This is a genomic window from Paenibacillus sp. FSL H3-0286 (assembly GCF_045040705.1).
Lineage (GTDB): Bacteria > Bacillota > Bacilli > Paenibacillales > Paenibacillaceae > Paenibacillus_AQ > Paenibacillus_AQ odorifer.
Genome location: NZ_CP150285.1, coordinates 4,953,699 through 4,968,704 on the forward strand (window position 1 = coordinate 4,953,699; position 15,006 = coordinate 4,968,704).

Genomic DNA, 15,006 nt, shown 5'->3' on the forward strand with positions numbered 1-15,006 from the left:
AAAAAACTTCTGTATAATGAAATTATGTTGATTTTTCCATAGTTTAGTAATCATGTCGAGGAGGTTGTTATGAAAGAAGCATTCTGGACGAAATTATTGTTCTCCATTTTTGCCGTTGGAGGAATAGCTTTTTTAGGATTCATAGGTGCTATAATTACTGCGCTTTACGGAGGACTGCTGTTTTATACCCCACTTGTGGCGATCTTAGCGATCGTATTAGCCATCTATGTTGTACTCATCATATTTAATGTGTTGTCCCGAAGAACAAGCAATATTGTATTGTTATCTATCCTCGGACTTAGTCTGCTCGCGACCGCAGGATATGAGATCAAGCAAGCGTACGTCAACAGAATTGCCACTGTCGATGATCGGGAGGTTAATCTGCTACAGTATGAACCCTTTGCTGAGAAGACCAAAGCAGTGAATCTGGACGAGCCTTCTTCCTATCATATCGATAGCGATCTTCCAAGATTGGACGGCGCAACCGCACTTTATCCACTGTATTCAGCTTTCGTTCAATCTACTTATCCTGAGGGTTATTATAATCCGTATGATTTTCAAGCAAGTCAAGTAATTTGCAGCAGCACGCCTGAAGCTTACAAGAGATTAATTGAAGGAGAAACCGATATTATATTTGTAGCGGCTCCGTCAATTGCACAACAAAAAGAAGCTAAAAGAAAAGGTGTCGAACTGAAGCTTACGCCGATCGGCCGCGAGGCCTTCGTATTTTTTGTAAACAAACGAAACGACGTAACCGGACTTTCCACCGCTCAACTTAAAGATATTTACGCAGGCAAGGTCACAAATTGGAAAGATGTAGGCGGAGCTAATAACCGAATCCGTGCTTTTCAACGACCTGAAGATAGCGGAAGCCAAACGATGTTGCAAAAGTTTATGAAGGACACTCCACTCATGAAGCCGCCTCAAGAAGACGTAGCGGATATTATGAGCGGTATCATTCAACAAACCTCCAGCTATCGTAACTATAAAAATGCACTGGGCTACAGCTTCTTATTTTACGCCTCAGAAATGAATCGAAACGGGGAAATAGCCCTGCTGGCCATCGATGGTATCCAACCAGACAAGGAAAGTATTCGTAGTGGACAGTACCCTTTGGCAACAGAATTTTATGCAGTGACCGCGGGAAGCGACAACCCTAATATTCAGCCCTTTCTGGATTGGATTCAATCTGCTCAAGGTCAGAAATTGGTAGAGAAAACAGGTTATACATCGTTAAAATAAAATCTCTCTAGCAAATGAGAGCTATCCCAAATGTTTGGGAAGGCTCTTTTTCTATTTTTATACCGAAAATTTTCCTTTTTATCTGTTGTAGAGCGCAACTTTTGGAAACTATTGTCGTTTATACTTTATACGAGCCTTAAACGGCATCAAAGGAAGAAAAAGTAAGAATTGCTAGAGACCAATAAACGGGGATGGTAGGGATTGCAGATGAAAAAGTTTGGTTTTTTGGCGTTACTGCTGCTTTTGTTGGTGCTGGTTCATCCAGGAACTGGTTATGCCGGCTCTGCGGAAACACACATCAACCTAGACGGCAACGATCTTAAGATTTCAAAAGAAGCACAGGTACAAATTGTAAATGGCAGTGTAATGGTTCCTCTTCGTGTTGTTGCGGAACAGCTTGGTTATACCGTGAAATGGGATAATGTGACCAAGACGGCGATCATTGAGCAAAAGGGAACTACTTTAAAGCTGATCGTGGATAATACGATGGCAGAAGCTTCAGGGAAACAAGTCAAACTGGACAATCCTCCGTTTCTCAGTGGCAGCACAACCCTTGTTCCTTTAAGATTTGTTGGGGAACAGACAGGAACTACTGTCGGTTGGGACAATGTAACCAAAACCGTATATTTAACCTCTCCAGTACCTGAGATTGGGGGAAGCGATCCGGAAATTACGGTTCCAGAACCCACTCCAACAGCACCTTCAGACAACGGATCAAACGGGAATACAGCAACTGAAGGGAATAGCTCAGTAGCTACAGTCACCAATCTTAGCTTCATCGATAACCAGCTGGTTATTGCAGTGAACGGCAGTATAAAACCTACCGTGTTCACTATGACAGACAAAGACCGAATTGTCGTGGATTTACCGAATACTGGCTTTGGAACCGACTTCCATCAGAATCTGTCCGTAGGAAAGAACCAAAGCGGACAGTTAACGGTTACTGACTATCCTAATGTCTCTGCCGTTCGCTATTCATTGTTCAGCAGTTCCCCATCTACCATTCGGATCGTAATTGATCTAAACAGCGCTAATAGCTACAGTCTGATAAATGCTAATGATGGACTTATTATTGTGGATCTTAATGGGACTAGCGTTACGCTTCCTGAAACCACCTTACCAGAAGTACCGGTTATAACTCCTCCACCTTCTACCGGCAACACAGACAAGAAGATAATCGTCATCGATGCAGGACATGGTGGGAAAGATCCAGGGAGTTCAAGTGTTAACAAGCTTAAAGAGAAAGATTTCACCTTGCCGACAGCACTGAAAATTGCAGAATTACTAAAGAAAGAACCAAATATCGAGGTTATACTCACGCGCAGTGGCGATACATACCCAACTCTACAGGACAGATCTAACCTCGCCAATAATGTAAAAGCCGATCTATTTATCTCTGTTCATGCCAATAGTATTCCGGCGGGCAGTAAAAGTAACCCTAGTGGCACAGAGACCTATTACACACGCAATGATAGCTTATTATTCGCTCAAACCGTTCACAAATACCTTGCAGTTGCTACAGGACTGCAGGACCGAGGGGTTCGTCAAGCAAACTATCATGTAACAAGAGAAACCAAAATGCCAGCAATATTATTAGAATGTGGTTACTTAAGCAATACCAAGGATGAAGCATTGCTGTTTACCCCGGACATCCAAAATAAAATAGCCGAAGCAGTAGTTTTAGGAATCAAAGAATATTTAGGTCGTTAAAAAAATGGGTGTCCCATTAGCCGTTTAGGCTGATAGGACACCCATCTTTTATTCGGTAGCGGTGTTCCAAACACTCATTCGTTCCCGCAGATTCGAGGTATGCAGCTCTAGCTGTATACCATCTGGATCTAGAAAATTGACCGTCCAGCCTATTCCCCGTTTGATTGGCCCTCTAATTATGGGCACATTCTGGGTTTGCAATCCTTGGACGGCTTCTTCAAAATGTTCCTCTGCAATACTAAAAGCGATGTGATCTACCCCAACCCCTTTATCTGCAATCGCCATATAATCAGGCTTTTCAAGAAGACATATCCAGGCACTTCCCCATTCCAGATAAGCATCAGTTTTACCTCTATGAACTAGCTGAAGGCCCAGAATTCCTGTGTAGAAATTCAGGGAATTTGCTAAATCACTGACATTTACGGTCACATGGTTAAAACCTTCTACCTGCATCTTTATTCAGCCTCTCAATCTTCTTAAGCCAGCATAGTGACAATTCTTTTGCGTTTCTCTGACTCAGGATCATAAGCTACATGCGTATCTTCATCAAAGATCAAGGTAGCCCGTTCCTCCAGATTGTATTTCGGCCATACCCTCTCTGCTGTAGCCGGATTTCCTTGATGAGCGAAAGCAATCCAAGCGTCATGCATAACTTCAGCCAACTTCTGCATCGTTGGATTAATTTCTGCCCTAAGATGGGTTAGATGAGATAGATTATTAAAGGCATAAACGATTTCTGCACTATGCACAGCTTTATTTAACAAAGGATGACCTGGGATCGTGCCGTCAAAACGGTACATCCAGACTGGTGCATAATTCAATTGGTTTTCCGCCAGAGACACCGAGGTTGCCCAGAAGTAAAGATCCGTTAGAATTTCAGCTTGTCCCTCCCAGGTGGAAGAATAATGGTTAGCAATTTCCTTCAGACTCCCAGTACCCATCATCTGCTCCAGCGCCTTGAGTGATTCGTCAAAGTCTGCCTCAGGTGATTCTTCTCTGAAGAACAAGTTGCCCTCATCACGATTGGTTCCGATCAATAGCGGAATACCATGTGCCGATCCTTCTGCCACAGCCTGTGCAGGTTCTACAGGAAGTATATCCCCATCAATGACAGGCTGAAATAACATGCCAATTGAGCCACCCGTTAACTTTTTAGTCATTCTTGCGGCTGCATCGATAATTTGTTCAGAAGAAAATGTTTGCAGAAGACTGGCATCTCCATCTGGGGCAATCCCTAATTCAGCTAGCAGTGCAGCTGCAATGTACTTTCCTTGCTCGTTAGGCAGCGTCTGAGCAGCCCCACTTTGCATAATCGCGCCAGCGAACAACCCCTTCGCTGCTGGCATAGCCAAAAGGGCTGCGATACTCATACTCCCTGCTGACTCTCCGGATACAGTTACCCGCTGCGGGTCCCCGCCAAAAGCAGCAATATTCAGCTTTACCCATTCCAGCGCAGCAATTTGATCCAATAATCCTTGATTAGAAGCAAGCCCATGGCCAAATGGAGACAAATTCATGAATCCAAATGGACCCAGCCGATAGTTAATGGTCACTAAAATTACTTTGCCTCGCTCAGCGAAGCTTGTGCCGTCAAACTGCGGCTGACTTCCAGCCCCGGTCACAAACGTCCCCCCGTGAATCCAGAACATAACAGGCAGGGGCTCATCATGAACTGCTGGCGCCCAAATATTTAAATACAGACAATCCTCGGAATGAAGCGGCGTCTTGCCACCGAACCGAGTACCTCTCGTATCCGCTGGCTGATGACTAACTGGACCAAATTCAGAAGCATCTCTAATCCCATCCCAGGCCTCTGGTGGCTGTGGTGCACGAAACCGAAGTTCTCCAACAGGTGGGGCTGCAAAAGGGATCCCGCGCCAAATGTTCACGTCCCCCTCCTGTATTCCTTGAAGCTTACCGTAAGAGGTTACTGCTATTGGTCCTCCCATTACATTTCACCCTTTCACATTATTCCTTATTCTCTTCAATCTGTTTATATAAGCCGGATCGAAACCGGAACCATTCAAAAAGATGTGTAAATACCACCTTAAGTACCGCATAACCCGGAACTGCAAGGATAATCCCCAGAATCCCAAACATTTTACCTGCGAATATAATTACAAAAATAATGGTTATCGGATGAATCTTCAACGTCTTGCCCATGATCTGTGGTGAGATGAATTTTCCTTCAATCAGCTGAACAGCCGTCCACACGATAATCATCTTCAGCAGCATAAATGGAGAAGTGACCATCGCCACAATTAGGGCAGGTGTAATCGCGATTGCCGGGCCCAGATAAGGAACAACTGCTGTACAAGCAGCAGCAATAGCCAGAACGAGAGAGTACTCCAAACCAATGATTAAATAGCCAATATAGAGCAGCAGACCAATACAGCAGCTGACAATAATTTGCCCGCGTATGTAAGAGGATACCTGACTGTTCATCTCCGACATGACCATACGAGTCTGCGGCTGCAGAGAAGTAGGTACAAACTTCAGAATATAATCCGGCAATTTTTTTCCATCGCGAAGCAAGTAGAACAAAATAAATGGCGTCGTTACAACCGCCAAGACAATCTCTGTAAGGGCTCCTACAAAGCTGCCAACACCCGTCAAGGCATTATTCAGAAAAGAACTGCCCCACGCTGTTATCTTAGATGTTATCTCACTAAGGTTCGTTCCGATACTGTCTTGAACTTGCCCAAAGAACTCCGTTCCGGTCAGATCCATAAACCGTTCTTGAATTAATTCACTATACCTTGGAAAATTGTCGATCAATCCTGATAGCTGAGTCCGTATAATTGGAATGACCATAAACAAAACCAGCGTGATGATACCAGCAATCAACAAATATAGGATGATTATTGCATATACACGTTTTATTCGGGATCTTTTCTCCATCCGATCTACCAACGGATTCAGCAAATAATAAGCTATACCTGCCAGTAATAATGGTGCGGCCACGGTGTGCAGCAATACTGATATCGGCTTAAAAATAAACGGTATTTTGGAGAATACCAGAATATTAATTCCAACCAGCAGCATAATGAGCAGCACTACTACAAATTTATTATTCAGAAAAAATTTTTTGAACTTCTCTGGCCACACCTGCAGCCTCTCCATCGTACCCTCTCCCCTATAAACCATCATATATACTGTGTTATTTCATTCACTTTTTAATAGCATAGTCAACGTTAGCCCTGCAAGTCAAATTTGATGTCCTTAATTAAGCACACAGTCCTATTACGAGTCTGGTCATGATCCGATTCAATCATAATCCTCCCCTGTTTATAAATAAATAACCCTGCACGAGATATTCCTCTGTACAGGGTTAGAACCGCAACTAAAAGGTACTCCCAAGCCTTGCTATTTTTTCTTTTTCCCTTTAGCGTCCTTTTCATTTGAAGCAATCAATTGTCCATCATAGGTGTATAACACGTGATCTTCAAGCTTCTCCCCCTGCAAATGTTTCCGCACTAATGATTTCGCCAGCTTAGGTGTAATCTCTTTGTACCACACACCTTCGGGATAAGCGATCACCACACAAGCATCTGAACATCTTCCATTACAACGGGTCACAGTCGTATGTATAAGACTTTGTGCGCCCTGCTTCTCAATCTCATCTTCTATCGCTTCAGCTACCTCTTCACCTTTGTGTTTCTTGCAGCTGCTACCGTTACATATTAATAAGTGACTTACAGTTCCTTGTAAATTCCAGGTCGTCATGGATGACTTCAACCCCTTCTTATCAGCTAACCCTATTCCGTTCGTGGATTATTTTAAACACTATCATAAGCATCATTATAGTCAATAGTAAGAAAGACTGTTATACTATAAATGAGAATGATTATCAATGAAAAGAAGGGGATTACTACATGCAGATCCAATCCGACGGGATGCCTTATTCATCCCATCCTTTTTATATGCCCCTTCGGGTCATCAGCTTATCGGGAATAACCAACTACACAGCCTCAAACATTTCTTCTACTAATTCCAGCCTTATGATAATCTGGGATGGGAAAGGTTTTCTTGAAATAGACGGTAAGCTACACAAGGTCATGGCCGGAAGCTTAATAGCCCTTAGTAGTTCTTCTTTATTGAAGATGGAACCTGAATTACAGTTAAAGGGGATATGGATTGAGTATTCCTGTATACCCCAGAGTAAAGATGAGGACATTTTTATAAATGACAACTCCCCTGTCCACCATGCCTCCACACGTTTGACAGCCTTGGCAGGTGAGCTTTACAGTGCCTGGATAGACGCTGATAAGCAAAAGCCGTTTAGGGTCCAGCAGCTATTCACCCAGTTCCTAGTGGAGCTTCATAGTGAACTGACATCCCGTAAAGAAAGATCAAGCAGTTGGATGGAGCAAGTGACGGAGTATATAGAAGCTCATTACAATGAAGATATCACACGGGATCAAATGGCTGCTTTAGCTGAAGTGAGCCCTGAGCACTTTTCGCGAGCCTTTCGCAAATCAATAGGTCTATCCTTCAGTGCTTATATTACACTCCTTAGAATCCGTAAAGCCCAGCAACGAATCCTGACCAGTTCCCCCAATCTGACAACACTGGCACATGAGGTTGGTTACGAAGAGGGAACTTATTTGAGCCGAAAATTCAAGCAGCTTGTTGGCGTTTCACCTACAGCCTACCAGAATAAGAATAAACGGGTCGTTGCCCTGAACTATAATCACACCGCTAGCCTGCGAGTACTGGAAATCATGCCTCAACTCGGGGTTTATTCCGAATGGCAGCATAGCTTGGAACAAGTTCCCGCTTCCAAACAGCTTCAAATGAGCGAGGGCAAATTTTCATTACTCTATGACTCAGTAGCTGCGGTAAAGCCAGATGTCATTATCGGCTACAGTCTACCCGACAATAAGATTCTGACTCCTGTTGCTCCGGTTATTGAGCTGCCCTTTATGCAAATGAGTTGGCGAGAGCAATTTGCTCTGATTGCCGAGGTTGTGAATCGACGACAGCGTGCTGAACAGTGGCTAAGTCATTATGACAGACTTTGTCTTACTGCCAACGGGTTATTAAACCATGCAATAGGAATGGAGAGAGGTACGGCTATCGTGTGGGAGGTTAGCTCCCGATCCGCCTACTGTTTCAGTAGCAGCTTCGGCAGAGGTTGCCAAATTTTATACGGTGATCTTGGCTTCAAGCCCCCCTCCGTAATTATTGAAAAAGGGATCACCGATTCCGGATATTTAGAGGCATCTATTGAGGATATCGTATCGTTTCCTGCTGACCATATTATTATCACCAGCATCCCTTCATCTTCTGAGGGAAGACAACGTTTTACTCGCCTACTACATTCTAAAGCCTGGAAGCAATTAGATGCAGTACGTAACGGACGGGTATATATTCTGAACCAAGGTGATATGTTCTACGGATTTGACCCACTGTCCTCACAGGCACAGCTTCAAGAATTGCTACGGGTAATGACATCATAAATTTGCATAAGCTGAGATCATATCCGTCCATAGTAAATACCCGGTGAAGCTTGTAAAGTTCTTATTGAGAATGATAATCAATATACATAGGAGGAACAACAAATTGCATAATCCAGGAAAAAATAGCACCAAACAATCCCATTGGCTTCTTTTTCCCCTCATGCTGGCATTAATTCTAGTCATATCAGCTTGCGGGAATTCCAATAACTCTGAGGGGAATACAGGCAGTAACACCAGCAACACATCATCGGCTACTACAGCACCTACCGAAACTAGTCAACCAACAGAAACAACGGAAACGGCTGCTCTTAAAAAGGTCACTACTATAAATGGTGATATTGAAATCCCTGTTCAACCTAAAAGGATTGTCGCTGAGGAATATCTGGGCAGTCTGATTGCGCTAGATACCATCCCTGTTGGTGCTCCCGGATTAACACTGGAGAATATGTATTTTAAGGAGGCACTTACTGGAGTTGCAGACACTGGAACTTACGGCAAAATGTCACCTGAAAAAATCATCGCACTTAATCCTGATTTGATTATTTCTGGACAAGCTGAAAGCTATGAAGCACTAAGCAAAATTGCTCCAACCATCGTTGTGCCATATGGTGATCTGAAAGATGCTCATGCCGAATTAACCTATTTTGGAGAACTCCTTGGTAAAGAAGAGGAAGCCAAAAGCTGGCTTGCAGATTACGACAAACGGATAGCTGAAGCTAAAGCCAAAGTAGACAAAGTACTCCCTGCAGATGCAACGTTTTCCATCATGGAAGACGGCGGCAAATCCATTTGGGCCTATGGCGATAACTTTGGCCGAGGCGGACAGCCTGTCTATCAGGCGCTGGGTCGCAAGCCCCCTACAGCTGTGGCCGCAGAAATTATGGAGAAGCAATGGGCGGAAATCTCTACAGAGGCACTCGCTAAATACGCAGGAGACTATATTATCTTAACTTCCAATAACCGTACAGAAGCTGAATACAAAGCTGATCCAATCTGGAGTAGCCTACCCGCTGTAAAAAATGGCCATCTCTATGTATGGAAAGAAGAACGTTCCTGGTACTATGATCCAATTGCCGTGTTATCCCAGACCGAAGAGCTGGCTGCTTGGCTTACACAATAAAATGCGCTTAAATTAGAATCCCCTACTGCTTCCAACAACGTTGGAGCAGTAGGGGATTTGTTATGTCTTTTGACTACAAAAACACTCAAGAGGTAATAATACATTTAGCCTAAGGTTAATCTAGCAAATGGAGTTGATCATTATGAAATTACTATCACTATATTTCATGCTTGCTTTCATGGGGTTGCTGATGGCAGTAATCATCGACCTTTTATCAGGAGAAACCCTCACCGCTTCAATGCGGACGATCTATGACTCCTTTGCAGCTACAAGCATACAGGAATCAATAACTATGCTCGTTTTTATCTCCTTACCTTTTGTTAATACAATTACATCCTCTATCCGAAATAGAAGCAATAAATCCATCAAATAAAATAAACTAACCTATGCTTCCTAATTTTCTGCGGATGTAATGAACGATAAACAAGAGAATAGGTACAGCGGCACAGAAATACGGCAAAATATATTTCAGAAATATCCTTCCTTCGTCCATATGTATCGGATAATTCGCTGAACTAATAAAAGCCCCGAACAAAACAACAATACCAACGGGAACAGCGAGCTTCCTGCTGTCTTGCACCTTGAATAGATCTGCAGTGACTACCATTGCAGCATAGCAATATACTGACATTTTAAAAAATACTCCAATGATTAAGGTTAAGAGCACAAGCGCGTCCAAACGTTGAATGAAATTGGCCAGATTTACTAACGTTATCGTAGTGAACATCGGAAAATTGGCTCTACTGTAGATTTCTGTTCCTAGAACGGATATTTCGATGGCATGGGTAAAACTGAGTAATAATCCGCATAAAGTCATTGCGATGATTCCGGTTCTTTTTGCTACCTTGGTTTTTTTGATATGAGGTAAAATCGTAGTGAAACATACCATCTCCCCGAACGGAAATAGCCATATATTCAGATAGGCTGATTTTAATGCATTCTTCCAATCCGAGGCCTGTAACGGAAACAAGTTATCTAGTTTTACAAGTCCGGCGGCAATAACCAAAAAGCAACTGGTCAAGCCCAACAATATTATAATCAGCATATAAATCTCAGCCGCCCGCGCAAACACCTCAATCCCCTTATTTAAGATGTAAATTACCGCAACAACCATCATTGCATAAATGATGAACACGGGTGTTCTGTCGTAAGAAGCAGCTATTAACAACTCACCTGATTCATGCAGATTTCGGGAGCCATTGAAGAGAAGGATTGGAATGTATGTTAAGCTTAACGGCCAGCCTATAACATTGCCCAGTATCTTTCTTGTATACCCGCTAATAATCATGCCCGGATATTGCCGGTATAAATAAACATAAATTAAATACAAAAGAAGTCCACCGGGCAAAGCTAACAGAATAGCAATCCAGACGGCATGGCCACTTTCAAGTCCAATCGGTACCACAAGGGCCGTTCCCAATTCAAACAAAAAAATCAAAGCAAATAATTGACTCGCGCTGATGGTTTCTTTTTTCATAAAGTGGCCTTCTCCCACCTTTCTCACTGAACCCTGTCATTTTCCCTTTAACAATTTTGGCTCTAACCTCATTCCTACACTGCGAATATATGCCTCCACAGAAACGTCCACTTCCGCTTCGGCGAACACTGACTCCCAATTGTCCTTAACGGTCTCCCACGCTTTTGGGTTTATACGCTTCAGTTCATTCCCGAAATTGAAAATATCGCATTTCATAGTTTGAGCAGCCTGTAAGGCTTGGGTTATTTCCTGTTTAGTTTTAAGAGCCACTTGTTGTTCCAATTGAACGATTACCTCTCTATTACTTAGCTCAATATAACTCTGAGCCTCACTAAGTGTCCCCTCTTCCACAACATTTACATGAATGACGGGTACTTTATTGCGGAGTTCAATCTTAATTTTTGTTTTTGAATGATTAATATTCACGGCTATCGAATCCTTAACCTCATCTGAATCTACATTAATACTGGTTTCATTAATCTCGTTCTGTACCCACAGTGCCCCCCGGGCAAGAGGTCCATCCAGCCATCCCTGAAGAACCCCTTTTTTCAATACGCTAAGCCCGCTCATTGTGACAAGTGCTTTTACTTTAGTTTGCTCCATCCCGGATTTTTTAGCTCCTTCTTCAGCGTCTCCAAGAATTCTGGCTCCGGATATCACTACTGACCCTTCTCCACTGAGACCATTAATTAGCTCAAAAACATTGATATCCCGGCTTTCTCCATATATTCTAGCGGTATTTTTACTCTTTTTAATAATCCCTATTGCAGGCAGGCTTTCTACTGGAAGTAATAGTTTCAGAATAGAGGATGCTTCCGTATCTCTGGCTACAATAACATTCGTGTTGAGCCGCAGCTCATGGGACCTTTCAAAGATGTCAAAAATCCCATCAATACCGCTCTTCACTGTAGATTCGCCTAAAACTAATAGCTGCGTGTGTGCAAAAAACATCTGTCTTGCCGCCTTTTTTGAAGTCTTGCGAAAAGCGCCAAAGATCGTACGGTCCGTAGAAGAATAAATAGTGACCGTGGGTTGTCCGGTGCTAGCTCCTGCACTTGTAGCTGTTGAGGATGGATTCACAATCTGAAAAGTAACATGATATTCCTCTTTATTCGGTACTTTATCCACGCCTATACCAGTCACAATGCCTAAATTGTTTAATTCCCTACTGTTCCAGCAGCTTGTCAGCAACATTAAGCAGCATATACAAATAAATGAACGCATCATCCATCCGATCTTCATTTGCCACTACCCGGCTTTCCATCATTCACCTTAAGTCGAGTATTATTCTTTTGGCTAACAAGACGCGGCCGAGTTCTCATATATTTCAAAGGCACGCGCAGGATGGAATCCTTCTGATTCTCAGCGATAAAAGGGCCAAACGGAGACATATAGGGAAATCCCAGCGATTTCAAGCTACACATATGAGCAACCATAATAAAAGTAAAGATCGTTATTCCATAAAGCCCCATAAAGGCTGCAATAAACATAATGATGAAACGCAAGATGCGTATGGAAAGAGCCATATTAAAAGCAGGAGTAGCAAAGCTGGATATTCCTGTAAGTGAAACTACAATAACCATTGCAGGTGAGACAATACCCGCTTGCACCGCTGCCTGACCCAACACTAAGCCGCCGATAATCGATACAGTTTGACCTATAGGGGATGGCATACGAATTCCTGCTTCACGTATAATCTCAAAGGTAAATTCCATCAGCATAGCCTCAATAAAGGCCGGAAATGGAACCCCCTCCCTTTGCGAAGCGAAATTAATAAGTAGGGCTGTTGGGATCATTTCTTGATGAAAATTCAGAATCGCAATAAAGAGTGCTGGGCCAAATAACGAAATAATAAGGCAAACAAATCTCAATACTCGAATCAAAGTCGTAATATCATAACGCTGGTAGTAATCTTCAACTGCATGTAAAAACATAAAAAAGGTAGTGGGTGCAATCAGCACAAACGGGGTTCCATCCACAAAAATAGCAACTCGTCCTTCTAAAAGATTTCCAGCCACACTGTCAGGACGTTCAGTATTGTATAGTGTTGGGAATGGGGAAAAGGGAGTGTCTTCTAAAAATTGCTCAATGTATCCAGATTCCAGAATCCCGTCTATATCAATACTTTGCAGCTTAGTTCTAAGCTCATGTAAGGTATTATCATTGACGATCCCATGGATATACATAATAGATACATTCGTTTGGGTTACGTCACCTATCTTCATCGACTCCACCCAGAGATTAGGGCTTTTTATTTTCCTGCGCACCAGAGAGATATTCGTCCCAATAGATTCCGTGAAGCCTTCCTTGGAGCCACGAATGGCTACTTGAGTTGTAGCGTCCGATACCGTTCTAACCTCACCGCCGCTTGTATTCCCTCTGATTGCTTCCCTTATCCCGTTTATCCAAAGAACGGTATCTCCAGAGAATAAAGCCTCAAAAAGCACATCCCAATCTCCAACTGTCTGTTCTTCTCCGATCCCTCTCGCCAATTCTTTCATATACAAAAAGATGTCCTCAGCCGATGTGATCACTGGGTTTTCTTCACTTAGCTTATCGAACGACATCGCATGCTCCACGAACTCATTGACCATCAATTTTTCTATTAACCCCTCAATATATACGGCAGCTACCTCAACCTGTGTGGTGGTGGATTTAATTCTACGAATAACAATATCAGGGCTATGGCCAAGTCTTTCTTGAAGCTCTTTAAGATTATCGTCCAAAATAGTAGAGTTCAAGGGTTCCATAATCAACACCTCCTGCCCATACTATTTGTTCTTGATTGCTTTTTTATGCAACTAATGGAATTTGTAATCTGCCTTAGCTTGGAAAATGAATACGCAAAAGGGATGTCCTTGAGCTACTATAGCTCCGCGAACATCCCCTTATACTCTTTTGAAATTAACTTATTGAAGAGACTTCAGCAACGTAACTATCTCATCCAGCTGCTTGTCCAGCGCATAAGCATCGGAGAGATAATAAGTTTTAAGATCGTAGGTGAATACATGACCCGCCTTAACAGCAGGTAGGCTTTGCCAGAAGACACTGTCCAGAATGTCCAGCTTATCCTGCTCCACACCACGGCTGAAGCCTTGGAAGATATAATCAGCTTCTCCTAAGTACTCGGGCAACGCTTCGAGTGAGAGGGAAGCCCAGCCTTCTTTAAAGGCTGCCTCTTGGACAAGATCAGGTGCATGCAGCCCCAATCCGTTATAAATAATCTCTCCACCACGCCCATATGACGAACCATATAAATACAGCTCTTTACCGGCAATTTCAAAGATCGCCACCTTTTTGTCAGCTGCGATCAGATCAGCCAATTCCGCTTTCTTCGCTTCCAGCTTCTGATTGAAATCCGCCACCCACTTTACAGCCTGCTGCTCCTTGTTCAAGATTTTCCCGATCTCGATCAATCGTTCCTTATAGTCGTATTTGCCCCAAGGAATAAAGACCGTTGGAGCAATCTTGGAGATTTGCTCATAGGTATCTTCCTGATAAGTGATAATCAAGTCCGGTTCGAGGCTCGTTATTTTCTCCAGGGACACTGTCATGTCATCGCCTACTACTTCAACACCGGTCAGTGCCTCTTTGAAATATGGATGGTTCAAGATGTCATTCCCTGCAACGGCAATGGGCGTCACGCCAAGCGTCAGAAGATCACCAATAAAGTCTTGTACCGGAATCACAACTCTTTGTGGATTGCGTGGAATCTGCACCGGGCCTTTATCGCTTTCGTATGTCCAGTACTCTGCATCAGCAGCCGGCTCCGAGCTGGCAACTACAGAATCATTAGTGCTTTTAGCCACTTCAGCCGACGTGCTAGCTGGAGCATCCCCCTGATTAGCTGCTTGTCCGCACGCGCTCAACAGCAGCACCAGCGTAAGCATAACGGCTATCATGCTTGTTTTTCCTAATGATATTATTTTGTACAATGTAAATCCCCCTTGAGACTATATATTATTGTGATATTGATAATCAATATCATTTAGATC

At 43.1% G+C, this 15,006-nt stretch carries 13 protein-coding genes; 5 read left to right on the plus strand and 8 right to left on the minus strand.

Features of this window, described 5'->3' with window-relative positions:
• The first annotated feature begins 69 nt into the window (after positions 1-69).
• Positions 70-1,242, plus strand: coding sequence for a substrate-binding domain-containing protein (locus tag MHB37_RS22355; protein ID WP_076192262.1), 1,173 nt, complete (start codon positions 70-72; stop codon positions 1,240-1,242).
• A gap of 207 nt (positions 1,243-1,449) precedes the next feature.
• A complete protein-coding gene (locus MHB37_RS22360; RefSeq protein WP_405169619.1) occupies positions 1,450-2,952 on the plus strand; it encodes an N-acetylmuramoyl-L-alanine amidase in 1,503 nt (500 codons plus the stop codon).
• A 48-nt stretch (positions 2,953-3,000) separates the two neighbouring features.
• Here the strand turns inward: MHB37_RS22360 and MHB37_RS22365 are convergent, their stop codons facing one another.
• From MHB37_RS22365 to MHB37_RS22380, 4 genes are all read right to left on the minus strand, one after another.
• On the minus strand, positions 3,001-3,405 hold the full coding sequence (locus MHB37_RS22365; RefSeq protein ID WP_248548467.1) for a VOC family protein: 405 nt from the start codon (positions 3,403-3,405) through the stop codon (positions 3,001-3,003).
• A gap of 23 nt (positions 3,406-3,428) precedes the next feature.
• On the minus strand, positions 3,429-4,901 hold the full coding sequence (locus tag MHB37_RS22370) for a carboxylesterase/lipase family protein (protein WP_405168554.1): 1,473 nt from the start codon (positions 4,899-4,901) through the stop codon (positions 3,429-3,431).
• 19 nt (positions 4,902-4,920) lie between these two features.
• Positions 4,921-6,075: an AI-2E family transporter gene (locus tag MHB37_RS22375; RefSeq protein WP_076127413.1), complete on the minus strand. Its 1,155-nt coding sequence runs from the start codon at positions 6,073-6,075 to the stop codon at positions 4,921-4,923.
• 243 nt (positions 6,076-6,318) lie between these two features.
• Complete coding sequence (locus MHB37_RS22380) at positions 6,319-6,678, minus strand: ferredoxin (protein WP_076184074.1); 360 nt, start codon at positions 6,676-6,678, stop codon at positions 6,319-6,321.
• Between the two features lie 149 nt (positions 6,679-6,827).
• Here MHB37_RS22380 and MHB37_RS22385 point away from each other — a divergent pair, with 149 nt between their 5' ends.
• From MHB37_RS22385 to MHB37_RS22395, 3 genes are all read left to right on the plus strand, one after another.
• Complete coding sequence (locus MHB37_RS22385) at positions 6,828-8,414, plus strand: AraC family transcriptional regulator (protein ID WP_076192273.1); 1,587 nt, start codon at positions 6,828-6,830, stop codon at positions 8,412-8,414.
• A 160-nt stretch (positions 8,415-8,574) separates the two neighbouring features.
• Positions 8,575-9,534, plus strand: coding sequence for an ABC transporter substrate-binding protein (locus MHB37_RS22390; RefSeq protein WP_256717201.1), 960 nt, complete (start codon positions 8,575-8,577; stop codon positions 9,532-9,534).
• Between the two features lie 142 nt (positions 9,535-9,676).
• The gene (locus MHB37_RS22395; protein WP_076127617.1) at positions 9,677-9,907 is read left to right on the plus strand and encodes a hypothetical protein; all 231 of its coding nucleotides are present in this window, start codon (positions 9,677-9,679) and stop codon (positions 9,905-9,907) included.
• Between the two features lie 6 nt (positions 9,908-9,913).
• On the opposite strand, the gene MHB37_RS22400 is transcribed toward MHB37_RS22395, so the two are convergent.
• The 4 genes from MHB37_RS22400 to MHB37_RS22415 form a co-directional block, all read right to left on the minus strand.
• Positions 9,914-11,011 carry a GerAB/ArcD/ProY family transporter gene (locus MHB37_RS22400; protein WP_076127405.1) on the minus strand — a complete coding sequence of 366 codons (1,098 nt, stop codon included), beginning with the start codon at positions 11,009-11,011 and terminating at the stop codon, positions 9,914-9,916.
• A gap of 36 nt (positions 11,012-11,047) precedes the next feature.
• Positions 11,048-12,253: a Ger(x)C family spore germination protein gene (locus MHB37_RS22405; RefSeq protein ID WP_405168555.1), complete on the minus strand. Its 1,206-nt coding sequence runs from the start codon at positions 12,251-12,253 to the stop codon at positions 11,048-11,050.
• Complete coding sequence (locus MHB37_RS22410; RefSeq protein ID WP_405168556.1) at positions 12,250-13,761, minus strand: spore germination protein; 1,512 nt, start codon at positions 13,759-13,761, stop codon at positions 12,250-12,252. Before MHB37_RS22410 ends, MHB37_RS22405 begins: the two co-directional genes overlap by 4 nt.
• 159 nt (positions 13,762-13,920) lie before the next feature.
• Entirely contained in the window at positions 13,921-14,946 is a 1,026-nt protein-coding gene (locus MHB37_RS22415) for an iron-hydroxamate ABC transporter substrate-binding protein (protein WP_405168557.1), read from the minus strand.
• Positions 14,947-15,006: the final 60 nt, after the last annotated feature.

Coding starts and splice junctions, on each gene's coding strand:
- MHB37_RS22375 (WP_076127413.1), bottom strand. CDS start 6,075: ATGGAGAGGCTGCAGGTGTGGCCAGAGAAGTTCAAAAAATTTTTTCTG.
- MHB37_RS22360 (WP_405169619.1), top strand. CDS start 1,450: ATGAAAAAGTTTGGTTTTTTGGCGTTACTGCTGCTTTTGTTGGTGCTG.
- MHB37_RS22370 (WP_405168554.1), bottom strand. CDS start 4,901: ATGGGAGGACCAATAGCAGTAACCTCTTACGGTAAGCTTCAAGGAATA.
- MHB37_RS22390 (WP_256717201.1), top strand. CDS start 8,575: ATGCTGGCATTAATTCTAGTCATATCAGCTTGCGGGAATTCCAATAAC.
- MHB37_RS22365 (WP_248548467.1), bottom strand. CDS start 3,405: ATGCAGGTAGAAGGTTTTAACCATGTGACCGTAAATGTCAGTGATTTA.
- MHB37_RS22385 (WP_076192273.1), top strand. CDS start 6,828: ATGCAGATCCAATCCGACGGGATGCCTTATTCATCCCATCCTTTTTAT.
- MHB37_RS22355 (WP_076192262.1), top strand. CDS start 70: ATGAAAGAAGCATTCTGGACGAAATTATTGTTCTCCATTTTTGCCGTT.
- MHB37_RS22395 (WP_076127617.1), top strand. CDS start 9,677: ATGAAATTACTATCACTATATTTCATGCTTGCTTTCATGGGGTTGCTG.
- MHB37_RS22405 (WP_405168555.1), bottom strand. CDS start 12,253: ATGAAGATCGGATGGATGATGCGTTCATTTATTTGTATATGCTGCTTA.
- MHB37_RS22410 (WP_405168556.1), bottom strand. CDS start 13,761: ATGGAACCCTTGAACTCTACTATTTTGGACGATAATCTTAAAGAGCTT.
- MHB37_RS22380 (WP_076184074.1), bottom strand. CDS start 6,678: ATGACGACCTGGAATTTACAAGGAACTGTAAGTCACTTATTAATATGT.
- MHB37_RS22400 (WP_076127405.1), bottom strand. CDS start 11,011: ATGAAAAAAGAAACCATCAGCGCGAGTCAATTATTTGCTTTGATTTTT.